Raw genomic sequence first — 14370 nt, forward strand, 5'->3', positions numbered from 1 at the left:
TCGCATTTTTTATATTTTCTCCAGAGATAATAAAATTTCTCTCGACGCCCTCATTATAACGTGTATATTTATAAAATTAATATTTTTATATTTTCAGAAATATTAAAGAGGAATAATTTTATATGGATAATATTTTACAGTTAGCATGTAGCCATTGTTTTTATCGCTTAAAGCTGAATTAGTTAGTAAAAAAATACAATAATACATTGTTTTTCTAGGTGACTTATTATAAAAATACTTATATCCCCTTTTATCAAAAAATTTTATTTTAAACATAAAAGATATTCTAATAAATAATTAATGTAGGTAAAAAGAAAAAAATCCCAAAATACAAAAACCAAATTTTAGGATATATATTATTAATATTGAATTCATATACAATTTAAAAAGCTACACTGAGCAAAAAACAAAAAAGCTGCCCCATATGGACAGCTCATTTACATAATTATCGTTATCAGGAATACACAAACAAATCACTTCAATATCATCTTAATTGTAGTTTGTTCGGCTCTTCTTCAGGGATATCTCTATATTAGTAATGAATCGTTTTTACATCATTTCCTTTTATGCGAAAAGTAATTGTGTCCCATAAGGCGGATTGTGTTCACCCTCAAAAGTTTAAATTTTAAAATCCCTCATTAACTAGCTCTTTTATCGAGTTTAATTTTGAAGAAAGCTCGATAAACCATTCTTCATCCCCTGTTAATAATGCAAGATCTATAAGATAAAGGATTTGTTCCTTATTTATTACCTTTGATTCAGGGAGTTTGTTAACGTGTTTACTAAAGAGTAAAATCGCTTCGTTTATTGTGTACTGGCCGTCACGTTTCACAATACTAACTGTAACTATATCCTCTACATCATCAAGTGATACAATATAACCAACTATTAATTCACCTTCATTTGATATTCCACGAACCCAATCTCCTACTTTTAAAACATGATTATTATTTGACATCATACCGTTTCACCTTCCTATAAATATTTTTTGTGACGATAAAAAAGATATAAAAACAAATTATACTGTAATATTTTTCATTACATTTAAGTGTTAAGAACTCACGGCTATATAATAATTAAGCCGCTTAACGCTCTTGATTGATAAGGTCAACAACTTCTTTCATTGTATAATTCTTTAAGTATTCACCTAGATGCTCTTCAGCACCTAAGAAAATAGCGAAAAGAACTTTTCGCATGTTCGAACCTACAACACACTGATTGTTTGATTCTGGACACTTCGGCTGCAAAGCACCTTCAGAGGTTATCTGATAAATATGCCAAAGATTAATTTCATCTAAATCGCGAGCGAAAATAAAACCGCCACCAGTCCCCTCTTTCGATTGTATAAACTTATGTTTTTTTAACAAACTTAGTACTTTGCGAATGCGTACTGGATGAACACCTGCACTTTCTGAAATAGCATTACTTGTTGACATCCGGTCTGGCTGTAAAGCTAAATAAGTTAAACTGTGTATGGCCAAGGTAAAGTCGCTGTTCATGATTTTCCTCCTACGATTAAAAATATTGTTTCTCATATATTAACATACTGTAGCCATAAATATTACAGATTGGTTAGAACGTTAAAACATGTGGAATGCTTCTTGCCATAAAAAATTAATTCCCTTATATTCTATCCCGTCCCACCTATATCTGATAACTTCATTTAGCTTTTTAAGTTAAAAAGAAAATTAAACACTCCACTGTTTCTTCACTTGTTCTTCTGCCAACTGTTCAATTTTTGTCCAAATCGTATCTTTACTTACAATAACATTTGTTTGATAATTTCTATCTTTATAATTAACTGTAACACATACTTCAATCATCTTCTGCTTCCTCCTTTCAAGAAAATTTCTTATTTATATTTAATACCTGAAAAATTTTGAATTTAGTTATAATCTCTAGCATATAACTTCATTTTTTTAAATAATTAAGTTTAAAAACCCCACTGTTTCTTCACTTGTTCTTCTGCCAACTGTTCAATTTTTGTCCAAATCGTATCTTTGTTCACAATGACATTTGTTTGATAGTTTCTATCTTTATAATTAACTGTAACGCATACTTCTATCACCTTCAGTTTCCTCCTTTCAAAAAATTTCTCTTTCATACTATTACTTATTAATTAGCCAACTTTTGCAGTTCAATGTTTAAAAATGTTCGGACACTACGTGGTAAAAATTTGCGAATTTCTTTTTCGTTAAAACCAATTTGCAATCTTTTTTCGTCCAGCATAATCGGGCGACGCAACATTAGTGGATGCTCAATTATTAATGTATAAAATTCATTTAGCGAGAGCTCATCAATATTTATATTTAAGTCCTGAAAAGTTTTGGATCTAGTTGAAATAATTTCAGTAGCCCCCTCTTCAGTTAAACGAAGAATCGATTTAAGCTCATCAACTGTCATAGAATTTGATACGATGTTTTTTTCAATATAATCAATTTGATGCTCTTCAAGCCATGCTTTCGCTTTTCGGCATGAAGCACAGCTTGCTGTTGTATATAGAATTACCATATTTAACTCACTCCTTTAATGTTATTAAACGTACATTTTAAATATCGCTTATTGAAATGTATTAAAAAAAATTACAGTTTAGAATCAAATTCACATAATGTTAATTATTCAGCAATGTTTCATTTATCTCTATTATTCATGCTACATTTTACAGACGTTAACAACTCACTTTTAAAAATCTTACTGTAATTTTAAACTTTACAGTTCAATTAATCAACTGTTAAGTCTTGGATTAATTTTAATAACACAACAAATTATTCTCATGTAAAATTCCCCATAGCATGATGGCTCCTTCAAAGCACATTTCACGCATTTCTTGCTTACAAGTGCTATTATGGATTATATTCATCCTAATAAAAAGTACGTACTTTAAAGTGTTATAGGTACTAAAAAGTAACATATGCATTTTCAAGTGCCGTTCTGCTTATTTCTCTCTTACATCGGTTATTATGACCGATATTTAGCACAATAAATAGTACGCACTTTAAAGTGTTATAGGTACTAAAAAGAAATAATTTTAGTATTGCAACGGATGTAGGCTCACAACTGTAATCTAAATTCATCAAAGGAGTTTTTTTTATGAAGACATACAATATTCCTGTAGAAGCGACTTTAGAAGTTATTGGCGGAAAGTGGAAAGTTGTTATCCTTTGTCATTTAAAAAAAGGAACAAAAAGAACGAGTGAATTAAAACGTTTAATGCCTGGTATTACGCAAAAAATGTTAACGCAACAATTACGTGAACTAGAAGAAGATGGTGTAATCCAAAGGAAAGTATATGACCAAGTACCACCAAAAGTAGAGTATTCTTTAACGGATTACGGTTCGTCTTTAGGAGCTATACTCGATTCCCTCTGTTCCTGGGGAGAAGTTCATCTTGAAAAAACCGGGAACACATCCATGCTGATTACAGCAGATGAATCATAACTGTAGAAGACATAAAATAGGTTGAGACAATGCTTGCCTCAACCTATTTTATGTCTCTTTATAATTTTTTTGCCGTAATGACTGTTTCAAACTCAAAGGTTTCCGGTAGATGATCTGCATAAGAATATTCAAAAGTTCGTCCATCCGTTAAGTAAGCTACTTGCTCAACTCGCATTAGGAAATCCTGATTTGTTAAGTTCATAAACTGCTTTTCCCTATCATCTGGGCGAATCCCTTTAACCCTGACAACAGATGTCCCTACTTCAAGACCAAGTTTATTTTGAATATGTGAGTATATCGACTCCTCTAAAACAGAAGCTTCAACACCTGGGATAACCGAAATTGGCATCCATGTATGCTCCATAATCGTCGGAATGCTGTGAATGATGCGGAGGCGAATGATTTTATAGACGAAATCACCAATTGAAACTCCCAATTTCTCAGCAACTACTTCATCAGCACCTACAATCGCAAACTCGATAATTTTACTTTCTACCTCACTACCGTAAACAGCTTTCGTACCTGTTAAAGTTTGAATCATTCGTGCCTTTTCCTGCTGATGCCAATCTTGTACCACTGTTCCACTTCCGCGCCGACGGATAATGTAGCCGTCTCTTACTAATAGATCCAGCGCTTTTTTAATCGTAAGTGCTGAAACATCGAATTCTTCAGCAAGGACGGAGCTACTCGGAATTTTTTCGTTGATTTTATATTCACCGTCTAAAATTTGCTGTTTAATCTTTTGATAAATGCCGAGGTATTTTACTTGTGTTGATCCGCTTGCCATTTCCATACCTCCTTTATACTGCAAACTCTCTTCTATTCATTCAAATGTAAAGCCTCAAGTTTGTAAACTGAAGGTGATGGGGCAGCAAATCCGTTTTCCAAGATTTCAATATTCGTTACTGCTTCTTCATCTTTCACAAGTTTTGGTGCACCATTTACAATTGTGTCATACGCTGCATCATAGAAACGACCGTAATCACCAAGCGGCGTTTTAATTTGTTTTTCAATCCAGTCACCATTTGCATTACGATACTTAGCAATTCCATAATACATCGGCGAATCTTCACCAAATCCTGCACTCTCAGGCATAATACCCGCTTTCAAATCATTTTCCTGCTGATCTTCACCGTATTTAATAAATGAGCCATTTGTTCCATGAACGATAAAGCGTGGATAATCTTTTGCTACGATATGGTTCGTTTTCAGCTTAATCTTCAACTGATTTCCATAATGTAGACCAACATCGAAATAGTTATCAACCGCACCTTCCACTTCATTATTACGAATATCGTATGTCACTGTATTTGGACGGCCGAATAGTGAAATCATGCGGTCCATCGTATGAATACCTAAACTGTAAAATGAACCTTCTTCTTTTGGAGCTTCATGAGTGATTGAACCAGGACGGAAATAATCAATATGTGATTCAATCTCAATAATATCACCAAGGAATCCTTGTTCAACTACTTGCTTTACAGCTAAAAAATCACCATCAAAACGACGGTTTTGATAAGGCATAACGATTACACCTTTCTCTCGTCCTAAAGCTAATAATTCTTTCGCATGTACTACTGTATCGCAAAATGGTTTTTCAACGATAACTGATTTTCCGGCTAGTATAACTTTTTTTGCTAATTCATAATGCGTATGTGCTGGCGTACAGATCGTCACGACTTGAATTTCTTTGTCATTCAACAATTCGTCCAAATCAGTAGTGAAGTAAACACCTCTTTCCTCATATGGAGCCGCTAATTCTTCATTTATTTGACGTACAAAAATCGTTTTTACTTTTATATTATTACGTGTCTTTAGATAAGGTAGGTGATAACGGTTAGCTGATTTTCCAAATCCAATAAAGCCCATTGTTAATGTCATGTTCTTCAACTTCCTTGCTCATAAATTTTCGTTTCTACATTTATTATATATTTTTTCTTTAAAAGTATATAGTTTTAATTTTAAAATTATATACTAAAAAGTCGAGATAGAAATCATTTTCTGATTCCCATCTCGACTTTACGTTATGGACTTATATCCTATCATCATTTTATTTATACTCAATGACTTGAGAGCTACTTGGTTACATGCTCTTATTCATACATATACGAACGTGTCATCGGAATTGTATCATTAATCCCTTTTGTAAATACAAATTGATGTAAATCAATATTACCTGTAAAGAACGAAGCTGCACATGCATTTAAATATAAACGCCACATGCGGATAAATCGCTCATCTTTCGTTTTACGAACTTCCTCTAGTACGTTTTCAAAATTTCGAGCCCAATGTTGTAATGTTTTTCCGTAATGTCTACGTAAGCTTTCTACATCCACAATAAAAAATTGTTCGTTTGTCATGTTCGTGATTAATTCGTTCACAGCAGGAACATACCCACCAGGGAATATATATTTTTCAATCCAACCATTCGTAGCACCACCATTAGCCGGAGAAGTAATGCAATGCAGCAGAGAAATCCCGCCATCATTTAATAATTTGTTAACTGTTTCAAAGTATTGCGTAATGTTGTCTTTTCCTACATGTTCGATCATACCTACACTAACAATTTTATCAAATTTATGATTCTTAATATCGCGGTAATCAAGTAAAGATACTTCAACTAAATCCGTAAGTCCCTCTTGTTTAATTCGCTCAGAAGTCTTAGCATATTGTTCCTCACTTAACGTTACTCCCATCGCTTTCACACCGTACTGTTTAGCGGCAGCTGTAATGAGTTCACCCCACCCACAACCGATGTCTAATAGCGTATCACCTTTTTGAAGGTTCAACTTTTTCAAAATATGATTCACTTTATTATGCTGCGCTGTCGTTAAAGAATCTTGCTCATTTTGGAAATATGCACAAGAATATGTCATTGTTTCATCAAGCCATAATTTATAGAAATCGTTCCCAATATCATAATGATGAGCAATATCATCTTTATTTTTTTGTTTTGAGAAATTCCATTTACTTTTGAAATATTGCAACTTACTATCACCTAAAAAGCTATCCTGCCTTTTATAAATAGATTGAATTGCTTTTTCAAGGTTACCCTCTATTTCAAGATCCCCATTCATATATGCTTCACCGAATGCAATAGAAGGATCCTTAGCGATTTCTTTTTTTGAAAGTGGCTTATGGAATGTTATGTGAAATTGAGGTTCCCCTTCGCCATATTGGATTGTTTCTCCATTCCAAAGTGTAATTTGAACTGGATCTGAAAACAGATTTTTGAGTATTTTTTTATAAAAAAGTTCTTCAACCATAAAAACATCTCCTACTAAAAAATTGAACAAAAAACTATACTAGTTAATAAGTCTTTTTGAACATAGCTTAAAATCGTTATTGTACTGACTTCTTGCTACGAGTGTCATTATAAAACGGTTATATTATGAAGCATAGTACGTACTTTAAAGTGATGTAGGCACTTTTAAGTACCCATGACTGAAACAGGTCCTCAAAAATTTTACTTTTCATCATAACAACTTTCTAAAGTTTTAAAACGAAAAACACCACCTCGTCATTAGGTGGTGTTTTCAATATTACATATAGAGATTTCACTTAACTTCTGTGTTTTTTCTATCTATGCATCGTTCTCCCCATACGGTCAATTGATTTAATACATTTTGCAAAGACCACCCATAATCAGTTAAGGAGTATTCTACTCGGGGTGGAATTTCTTTATAGATTTCACGTGTAATCACACCATCATCTTCTAGCTCACGTAATTGTTGCGTCAACATTCTAACAGAAATTTCAGGAATTAGACGCTGCAACTCGCTCGTTCGCTTTGTTCCTTTCGTTAAGTGACATAAAATGACGACTTTCCACTTTCCCCCGATAATTTCTAAAGTTGCTTCTATCGGTATATTGTATTGTTTCACACGATCTCCCTCCTTTTTTCTAAATTTCTTCTCTATTGTTGCGTAAAAACAAATAATTTTCTATACGGCACATTTTAGTTCCTACAGCACAAAAAAGTACCTATATTACAAAAAAGTAATTATGCTGCGTAAAAATCTCCCTCTATACAAAAAGAAAAAACGAACGTATTCTCGTTCGTTTTTTCTTTCTTTATTCAGCTGCTGTTATAAGCATAGATGTGTTCCCATTCTTTTCAAGATGAACTTCTCCCCAGTTACAAAGAGTATCGAGTATAGAATCTAAAGAATGACCGTAATCAGTTAAAGAGTACTCTACTTTTGGTGGCACTTGGTTATACACTTTTCTCTCGATTACACCATCTTCTTCTAATTCACGTAATTGTTGCGTTAACATCTTTTGTGTAATACCAGACATTAATTGTTTTAATTCGCACGTTCTCTTTTTGTCTTTCTTTAAATGACAAAGGATAACTACTTTCCACTTTCCACCGATAACCTCTAAAGTTGCCTCTACAGGAATATTGTATGTTTTCATATAAAAATCTCCTTTAATAATTTTATAAGACAAATAAGCTAAAATATTTAAATATTACTTTTAAGTATCTATAGCACCTTAAAGTACGTACTTTTTACCCTGTTAAACATGTTTCATAATAGCATACGTAAACAGCAGATGAGTAGTACGGCACCAAAAAGTACCTGTATTACTTTTTAGTATCTATATCACTTTAAAGTACGTACTTTTCATTATGTAAAATACATTTCATAATAGCATTTGTAAGAGTTGAGTGAGTCATGCAGTGTTAGAAATTACCTGTTAGTACCTTTACTTTAAAGTGAGTATTTTTCTCATACATTTTGTCAGACGATAAAATGACATGTTTTCATTTTCACATCCATTCACAATGAATAAATATTTTGCAAATACATTTTAGGAGGATATCTATAATGAGTAAATTACTAAAAGAAAAAATCGGGTTTGGTACAGCACCACTAGGAAATATGTACCGTAATATCCCAGAGGAAGAAGCAATCGCTACAGTGGATGCTGCTTGGGAGAATGGCGTTCGTTACTTTGATACAGCTCCACTTTATGGATCTGGCTTAGCGGAGATTCGTCTTGGTGAAGCACTATCAAAAAGAAATCGTGATGATTACTTTTTAAGTACGAAAGTAGGTCGAACTATTTCGGATGAATTAGAAGATCCATCTGCACGTGATTTAGGTGAAAAAGGCGGGCTTTTCGAATTTGGTCGCAAAAATAAAATGATCAATGACTATAGCGCAGATGCAACACTTCGTTCTATCGAGCAAAGTTTGAAACGTTTAAAAACAGATCGTCTAGACTTTGTTTTCATTCATGATTTAGCACAAGACTTTTATGGTGATGCGTGGATTTCACAATTTGAAATTGCTCGAACAGGAGCATTCCGTGCGCTAACACGTTTACGTGAAGAAGGAGTCATTAAAGGCTGGGGGCTTGGAGTAAACAAAGTAGAATCAATTGAACTTATGCTTGATTTAGAAGAAGCGAAACCAAATATATCCTTATTAGCTGGTCGCTATTCATTATTAGACCACGAACGTGCATTGCAACGAGTAATGCCTGCAGCTGTAAAGCATAATATGGATATTGTTGTTGGTGGCCCATATAGCTCAGGTATTCTTGCTGGAGGCGCTCACTTCGAATATCAAAAAGCATCGCCAGAAATTATTGCAAAGGTTGAGAAAATCAAAGCTCTTGCAGATCGTTACGAAATCAGCATCAAAGCTGCTGCATTACAATTTTCACTAGCAAATCCAGCAGTTGCTGCCGTTGTTCCTGGTGCAAGTAAACCGGAACGAATTGCAGAAGACCAAAACGCCTTAAATACAGTAATTCCAGCAGCATTCTGGGAAGAAATGCGCGAACAAAAACTAGTAGCACCTAATGCACCACTACCAATCAACGTAAAATAATAATGAAACTTTAATCCGTGAGAGCATCCCCCACTGATTATTTACCCGTAAATACCGGGATGAAAAGGAGCGTAATGAATATGGCACATACTACTACATCTATGGAAATTTTCGGTTCACCTGAACAAGTATGGCAATTAATCGGAGGTTTCAACTCCCTTCCAGACTGGTTACCTTATATACCTAGCAGTAAATTAACTGAAGGCGGTCGTGTACGTCATCTAGCTAATCCGGATGGGGATACAATTATAGAACGATTAGAAGTATTCAATGATAAAGAGCGCTACTACACGTATTCAATCATGAATGCACCATTCCCAGTCACTAATTATCTATCTACAATCCAGGTGAAAGAAGGTACTGAAAGTAACACATCGTTAGTAGAGTGGTCTGGTACATTCACTCCTGTTGAGGTTAGTGATGAAGAGGCAATTAATCTGTTTCATGGTATTTACAGCGATGGACTGAAAGCATTACAGCAAGCATTTCTAGATTAATTCATGTAATTGATTGAGACGAAAAAGTAAATTAACAGTCAAATATTCGATTTTTTTAGTTAAATTCATTATGAAAGATAAACAAATACAAATTTCATGCCTGCTTGTTATTGACAAGAAATAAAAAATACTACCTCCAAATGGAAGGTAGTATTTTTTTATTAATCAGGAAAAACAATTAATCCCTCTTCTTTTTCCTCCTGTTTTAAATCTTCTTCTGGGAAGGTTACAGTTGAATTTTTATCACCTGTTCTTTTTGTTTCTTCACCTGGAAATACGAAAGTTGAATTTTCTTTTCCTTCATTTTTTTCTACGTTATCTGGAAATACCATAGGATCATTGGTAGTCAAATCACTATGAAATCCAAGGTTAGACAAAATCGCTTTTAAATCTGGTAAAACACCTATTTTATCAGATGATGGGTTATTAGACTTTGTGCCTGTATTAGGATTACTTAAAATTGCTCTCAATTCTTTTGGTGTATATGCCTTACCTAAATGTTCTTTAGCAATCCCTTGAATCGATACAGCAGCCCCAGCAATTATAGGCGAAGCGCTAGAAGTACCACGGAAATTAGAAGTATAACGATTAATTATGTTCTGATCTGTAACTTTTTGTCCTTTACTATTTTGATTTTGATATGTATCTAATGTATCAACATACTCTCCCCAACCATATACATCAATTCTACTACCATAGTTAGAGAAAGCTAAACGTTTATGAGGAACTCTTGCAGTAGATGCTCCAACTATAATAGCTCCTGAATCTTTAAAGTCTGGACTATTTCGATTTAAAATCTGCTTACCATTACGGTCTTTAAATTCATCTAAATCAATCCCACCATTACCAGCTGCTTCTACAATAATAATGCCTTTATCTGTACCTTTGCGAATTGCGTTAAATATACTCGGGTATACTTCTACTGGTAAAGGGTCATCTCCATATCCATCATATTTAAAGGATTCTTCTATTAATAAAACATCTCCAGCCTGTAAAGAATCTACGGCACTTAAAATAGCATCTCTTACATCGATTCTCCCATTATCTCGGATCACTGAAATTACTTTTGCCTTTGCTTTTGGTGCAATCCCAATGTTCCCAATCCCATTGTCAGCTGCCGAAACAACACCTAGAACTGAAGTACCGTGAGAAAGATCATTACTCATTTTTCCAGACATAAATTCAATATTTTGACCGACTAAATCTTCATGATTTAATAACCAGCCTTCTTCCAAATCTACAAAAGTTGCTCCCTGGCCATTTCCTCCTTTAATTCCCCAAGCATAAGGAGCATTAATTCCTAAAGGTGCCTCTTCAAGATATCCCTGTCTTGAAAATCTAGGTTCATCATAAGGATTGACTGATAATACAGGCAATCTCGAGCCAGTTGTTGTGTTTATACTCTTATTAGAACGAACTTGTATTTTACTAGAATCGTCATTAGCAGCATATACTGTATTTGTTACAAATGTCGTACCTACCCCAGCAAAAGTTGTAATTGCAAGTGATGATATTAACATACCTTTAAATTTTTTCATTTTTCCACCTCTAGTTTTCTATTAGAAATAACATATTTAATAATGTGTATGAACTGAAAAGTATTTTATCTTATTATAAAAATTAATAGATTTTATAGCTTTTTGATTTACATAAAACTCCCTTCATTCTTGTAATTCAATGTGGACATTTCAAAATAACAAACTTACTGTAACTATTATAGTTACACCATTATTAATTTTCAACTACGAAATATAAATTTTTAAAAATAAATTTATATTACTTTAAAACAGCACTAGCCTTTTACCCACATAAAGTGAAACTTTAATCAGGTTTTTTTTGTTCATCCCCCACTGATTATTAGCCCTCACCAATCGGGCATTTACGGGCAGTTAATGCGGGATAAAAATGCAAAATATCTGTCCAAATTACAGCAATCAATAAGTTTATGGACTACGAAAGAAATACGAAAAAGCAAAGCGATATCGCTTTGCTTTTTTTATAAAATCCCTTTTAACTTTTCACCAATTAACTTCGCTAGATACTCATAACCTTCTGGACCAAAGTGTAATCCATCTTTTTCATCATTTTCTACAAACCTTTTATAATTCAGTTCTTGAATCATTTCAGCATACAAATTTAGAAAATAGCTTCCTGTTTCTTTCGCCACTTTCTCCACCACGTCTGCATACTGACAGAGCACTTCATTTGTTCTATTATGCTGCCTCTCTTCATCAACTGGCGCAGGGCTAATAAGCAGCACTTTACCTGACGAAATATGGTTCACAATCTTCTCTAAGTTTTCTTTATATGCTTGTAATGACACTTGAGAAAAAGAAACTGCATCATTCGTACCAAGAAAAACTGTTACGAAATCTGGTTTATATAATATTACATCTTCTTCAATCCTATTTAACGCATCGAATGTATTATCACCTGGAACACCTGCATTCACTACTTTCCAGTTCGGAAACATCTCTTGCAAACGTGGTGTTAATCTCGGAATTCCATCAAAAAATGTTTCATCAGCTGTAATACTATCTCCAAAACATACTAACGTTTTCATTAAGCTACTCTCCTTTTACGTATGAAACAACTTTCCTTCTATTGCTTTTATATATCTGTCAGCAGAACGTTCAACTGCCTCATTTGCATTTTCTTTTACTACTCGATGAAAAGCGTTGTATAAACGATTAAACTGTAACGGCTTCACTCGATTCACCATTTCTTCCACTTTCCTCGCTGGTAGTGGAATTAAGTTTGGATAGCTGTACATGAAGCTTACCCACCGCTCATCTGCTACAACTTGAATAATATCACCTGTTAACAAAATCCCTTTTCCATCATTACCTTCTTCCCAATGCAATACAGAACCACCACTAAAATGTCCTCCAAGACGATGTACAGTAATCCCATCAGCTAATTGTAAAGACTCACCAGACCAATAAATAATACGACTACTCGGACGCATCACCCACTCTTTATCATCTTCATGTATATAAATTGGTACATCAAATGTCTCTGCCCATTCTACTTGCGTTGAATAATAATGAGGATGAGACAATGCAATCGCATCTAATCCGCCAAGCTCTTTTATTTTCGTAATTGTCGTTTCATCTAAATACGTAATACAGTCCCACAGTAAACGATATGACTCTGTTTTCACTACAAATGCCGTTTGACCGATCGCAAATCCTGGTTTTGTCGTAATACTATAAAGTCCATTTTCCTCTTTAATTATTTCATTTTTATATGTATCATCTGTTTGCAAATTTTCTAAAGTCGTCCAAGACTGCCCTTTCGGATTCACATACTGCCTTTCTTCATCACAAATATGACAACTCACTGGTTCTTCTACACTCGCTGCATACTGCACGCCACACGTTGTACAAACGAAATTTTTCATCATAATTCCCCCTATCCCTAAATTTTTATTAAGCTGCTTTTTATGTTCAATTAATAAACTTATAAAAGTAAGTAAATAGACAAATGTAACCGATAATGGAATTACAGTAAATCCTTTTTCGCTTCTACAACATTCATCTCACCATCTCCCCTAAAAATATTTGTACTATAAAGTCACCTCAACCTCACCCATCCAATAACGCCAAGCTGCTAAATAATCTTCTAAATCTTTCGGGTGGTGCCGTAAACATGTATCTATACGCAAATATAATCCTATGACTATCTCTTCATATAAATCACGGTCATTTTTATGAAATACACATTGTTTCATCGCATAACCAATCGTTTCTTTTGTTAAATCTTCCGGAGTTGAACAGAACGCATAAATTAAATCATATATAGGATCTCCTAACACTGGTAAAGGATCAATTACACCGTGCAGTTTATTCTCTTGAAATATAAAATTATGAAATCCAAGATCACCATGCAATAAAAATGGCTGATTTATTCCAGTCCCCCTACTTGGACTATTTGCTAACTTAAAAACCGTTCTATACGCTTCCTCACTTATGTAACGTCTTACATTTTCATGAGCTTCCATCACATTTGTCGTTAAAAATTCATTCCAAGATTGAACTAGGTTTTCTTTCCATCCCCAGCCATCAATCTCTGTAGCTACTTCATACTTATTGATAACTTCCTTTACAAGTTTACAAAGAACGCTCCGTTTATGGCCTAGTTTGCAAAAAGTTGTGCCCTCAAGGAATGAGTAAACAATATAGCGATTTAAAGGTTCCTTATAAAAAAGCTTTGGAAATAATTCATCCTTTTTATAAAACTGAAGAAAATAAGCTTCTTCACGTATGACATCCGATTCATTCAACTTTACAACGTATTGTTCATCTAACAAATATATAGTACTTGTTGTTCCCCCGTTTAACACTTTTACACTATTTGGATAATGTGAAATCACTTTCTCCTTAACTAGTTGTGCAGTGATTATTGAAATATCCATTCTCTCACCCTTTAACTCCGAATATTCCCTTAATTCAAAAGACAACTTTACTATTATTTGACAAACATAAGGGAATTCTTCCTAAAAATCTTAATATAACAAAAGATAATTTTATCTCATTGCAACTGCGTCTTTCAATATTCCATCATATAGTTCATTCCATTGATGGTAATGC

16 protein-coding genes and 2 pseudogenes are annotated in these 14370 nt (G+C 33.8%); 3 read left to right on the forward strand and 15 right to left on the reverse strand.

Translation table 11 applies throughout. The features are described 5' to 3' along the window. Positions 1 to 532: 532 nt before the first annotated feature. The 6 genes and pseudogenes from ACTFR3_RS04490 to spxA all read right to left on the reverse strand — a co-directional run. Positions 533 to 618: pseudogene (locus ACTFR3_RS04490) on the reverse strand (DUF3888 domain-containing protein); the annotation flags it as partial. Positions 619 to 625: 7 nt separating this feature from the next. Then, positions 626 to 961 carry an IDEAL domain-containing protein gene (locus ACTFR3_RS04495; protein ID WP_000987462.1) on the reverse strand — a complete coding sequence of 112 codons (336 nt, stop codon included), beginning with the start codon at positions 959 to 961 and terminating at the stop codon, positions 626 to 628. A gap of 124 nt (positions 962 to 1085) precedes the next feature. Continuing rightward, positions 1086 to 1499: an Rrf2-family transcriptional regulator SaiR gene (gene saiR / locus ACTFR3_RS04500; protein ID WP_001083465.1), complete on the reverse strand. Its 414-nt coding sequence runs from the start codon at positions 1497 to 1499 to the stop codon at positions 1086 to 1088. A 189-nt stretch (positions 1500 to 1688) separates the two neighbouring features. Continuing rightward, entirely contained in the window at positions 1689 to 1823 is a 135-nt protein-coding gene (locus ACTFR3_RS04505) for a BA3454 family stress response protein (RefSeq protein ID WP_000573516.1), read from the reverse strand. A 110-nt stretch (positions 1824 to 1933) separates the two neighbouring features. After that, entirely contained in the window at positions 1934 to 2068 is a 135-nt protein-coding gene (locus tag ACTFR3_RS04510) for a BA3454 family stress response protein (RefSeq protein ID WP_000573515.1), read from the reverse strand. Between the two features lie 47 nt (positions 2069 to 2115). Further along, positions 2116 to 2511, reverse strand: a complete 396-nt coding sequence (gene spxA, locus ACTFR3_RS04515) for a transcriptional regulator SpxA (RefSeq protein ID WP_440044207.1) — start codon at positions 2509 to 2511, stop codon at positions 2116 to 2118. Between the two features lie 579 nt (positions 2512 to 3090). On the opposite strand from spxA, the gene ACTFR3_RS04520 reads away from it, so the two are divergent. Further along, the gene (locus ACTFR3_RS04520) at positions 3091 to 3438 is read left to right on the forward strand and encodes a winged helix-turn-helix transcriptional regulator (RefSeq protein ID WP_000860832.1); all 348 of its coding nucleotides are present in this window, start codon (positions 3091 to 3093) and stop codon (positions 3436 to 3438) included. 48 nt (positions 3439 to 3486) lie between these two features. Here ACTFR3_RS04520 and ACTFR3_RS04525 read toward each other — a convergent pair. The 5 genes and pseudogenes from ACTFR3_RS04525 to ACTFR3_RS04545 all read right to left on the reverse strand — a co-directional run bounded on the left by ACTFR3_RS04525 (position 3487) and on the right by ACTFR3_RS04545 (position 7857). Then, positions 3487 to 4225: pseudogene (locus ACTFR3_RS04525) on the reverse strand (GntR family transcriptional regulator). A gap of 32 nt (positions 4226 to 4257) precedes the next feature. Then, entirely contained in the window at positions 4258 to 5319 is a 1062-nt protein-coding gene (locus ACTFR3_RS04530; protein ID WP_439962363.1) for an oxidoreductase, read from the reverse strand. Between the two features lie 212 nt (positions 5320 to 5531). Continuing rightward, positions 5532 to 6704 carry a cyclopropane-fatty-acyl-phospholipid synthase gene (locus tag ACTFR3_RS04535; protein WP_000229037.1) on the reverse strand — a complete coding sequence of 391 codons (1173 nt, stop codon included), beginning with the start codon at positions 6702 to 6704 and terminating at the stop codon, positions 5532 to 5534. Between the two features lie 291 nt (positions 6705 to 6995). Next, positions 6996 to 7322: a winged helix-turn-helix transcriptional regulator gene (locus tag ACTFR3_RS04540; protein ID WP_000816335.1), complete on the reverse strand. Its 327-nt coding sequence runs from the start codon at positions 7320 to 7322 to the stop codon at positions 6996 to 6998. Between the two features lie 190 nt (positions 7323 to 7512). Next, the gene (locus ACTFR3_RS04545) at positions 7513 to 7857 is read right to left on the reverse strand and encodes a winged helix-turn-helix transcriptional regulator (protein ID WP_000860822.1); all 345 of its coding nucleotides are present in this window, start codon (positions 7855 to 7857) and stop codon (positions 7513 to 7515) included. A gap of 413 nt (positions 7858 to 8270) precedes the next feature. Between ACTFR3_RS04545 and ACTFR3_RS04550 the strand changes: the two genes are divergently transcribed. Both ACTFR3_RS04550 and ACTFR3_RS04555 read left to right on the forward strand, forming a co-directional pair. Continuing rightward, entirely contained in the window at positions 8271 to 9281 is a 1011-nt protein-coding gene (locus ACTFR3_RS04550; protein ID WP_440044209.1) for an aldo/keto reductase, read from the forward strand. 80 nt (positions 9282 to 9361) lie between these two features. Beyond that, the gene (locus tag ACTFR3_RS04555; RefSeq protein ID WP_000951521.1) at positions 9362 to 9778 is read left to right on the forward strand and encodes an SRPBCC family protein; all 417 of its coding nucleotides are present in this window, start codon (positions 9362 to 9364) and stop codon (positions 9776 to 9778) included. Positions 9779 to 9939: 161 nt separating this feature from the next. Here ACTFR3_RS04555 and ACTFR3_RS04560 read toward each other — a convergent pair whose 3' ends face one another. From ACTFR3_RS04560 to ACTFR3_RS04575, 4 genes are all read right to left on the reverse strand, one after another. Continuing rightward, positions 9940 to 11316: a S8 family peptidase gene (locus ACTFR3_RS04560; protein ID WP_000713609.1), complete on the reverse strand. Its 1377-nt coding sequence runs from the start codon at positions 11314 to 11316 to the stop codon at positions 9940 to 9942. 458 nt (positions 11317 to 11774) lie between these two features. Further along, the gene (locus tag ACTFR3_RS04565) at positions 11775 to 12341 is read right to left on the reverse strand and encodes an SGNH/GDSL hydrolase family protein (RefSeq protein ID WP_016124973.1); all 567 of its coding nucleotides are present in this window, start codon (positions 12339 to 12341) and stop codon (positions 11775 to 11777) included. A gap of 15 nt (positions 12342 to 12356) precedes the next feature. Next, on the reverse strand, positions 12357 to 13184 hold the full coding sequence (locus tag ACTFR3_RS04570) for an MBL fold metallo-hydrolase (protein ID WP_086404019.1): 828 nt from the start codon (positions 13182 to 13184) through the stop codon (positions 12357 to 12359). Between the two features lie 162 nt (positions 13185 to 13346). After that, positions 13347 to 14195, reverse strand: coding sequence for a phosphotransferase (locus ACTFR3_RS04575; RefSeq protein WP_002204735.1), 849 nt, complete (start codon positions 14193 to 14195; stop codon positions 13347 to 13349). Positions 14196 to 14370 lie beyond the last annotated feature (175 nt).

Origin of the sequence: Bacillus cereus group sp. MYBK14-1 (assembly GCF_051916885.1) — a bacterium.
GTDB classification, from domain to species: domain Bacteria; phylum Bacillota; class Bacilli; order Bacillales; family Bacillaceae_G; genus Bacillus_A; species Bacillus_A cereus.

Excerpts from the sequence above, each read along its gene's own strand:
- ACTFR3_RS04495 (WP_000987462.1), bottom strand. The coding sequence starts at position 961 with ATGATGTCAAATAATAATCATGTTTTAAAAGTAGGAGATTGGGTTCGT.
- saiR (WP_001083465.1), bottom strand. The coding sequence starts at position 1,499 with ATGAACAGCGACTTTACCTTGGCCATACACAGTTTAACTTATTTAGCT.
- ACTFR3_RS04505 (WP_000573516.1), bottom strand. The coding sequence starts at position 1,823 with ATGATTGAAGTATGTGTTACAGTTAATTATAAAGATAGAAATTATCAA.
- spxA (WP_440044207.1), bottom strand. The coding sequence starts at position 2,511 with ATGGTAATTCTATATACAACAGCAAGCTGTGCTTCATGCCGAAAAGCG.
- ACTFR3_RS04520 (WP_000860832.1), top strand. The coding sequence starts at position 3,091 with ATGAAGACATACAATATTCCTGTAGAAGCGACTTTAGAAGTTATTGGC.
- ACTFR3_RS04530 (WP_439962363.1), bottom strand. The coding sequence starts at position 5,319 with ATGACATTAACAATGGGCTTTATTGGATTTGGAAAATCAGCTAACCGT.
- ACTFR3_RS04535 (WP_000229037.1), bottom strand. The coding sequence starts at position 6,704 with ATGGTTGAAGAACTTTTTTATAAAAAAATACTCAAAAATCTGTTTTCA.
- ACTFR3_RS04545 (WP_000860822.1), bottom strand. The coding sequence starts at position 7,857 with ATGAAAACATACAATATTCCTGTAGAGGCAACTTTAGAGGTTATCGGT.
- ACTFR3_RS04550 (WP_440044209.1), top strand. The coding sequence starts at position 8,271 with ATGAGTAAATTACTAAAAGAAAAAATCGGGTTTGGTACAGCACCACTA.
- ACTFR3_RS04555 (WP_000951521.1), top strand. The coding sequence starts at position 9,362 with ATGGCACATACTACTACATCTATGGAAATTTTCGGTTCACCTGAACAA.
- ACTFR3_RS04560 (WP_000713609.1), bottom strand. The coding sequence starts at position 11,316 with ATGAAAAAATTTAAAGGTATGTTAATATCATCACTTGCAATTACAACT.
- ACTFR3_RS04565 (WP_016124973.1), bottom strand. The coding sequence starts at position 12,341 with ATGAAAACGTTAGTATGTTTTGGAGATAGTATTACAGCTGATGAAACA.
- ACTFR3_RS04570 (WP_086404019.1), bottom strand. The coding sequence starts at position 13,184 with ATGATGAAAAATTTCGTTTGTACAACGTGTGGCGTGCAGTATGCAGCG.
- ACTFR3_RS04575 (WP_002204735.1), bottom strand. The coding sequence starts at position 14,195 with ATGGATATTTCAATAATCACTGCACAACTAGTTAAGGAGAAAGTGATT.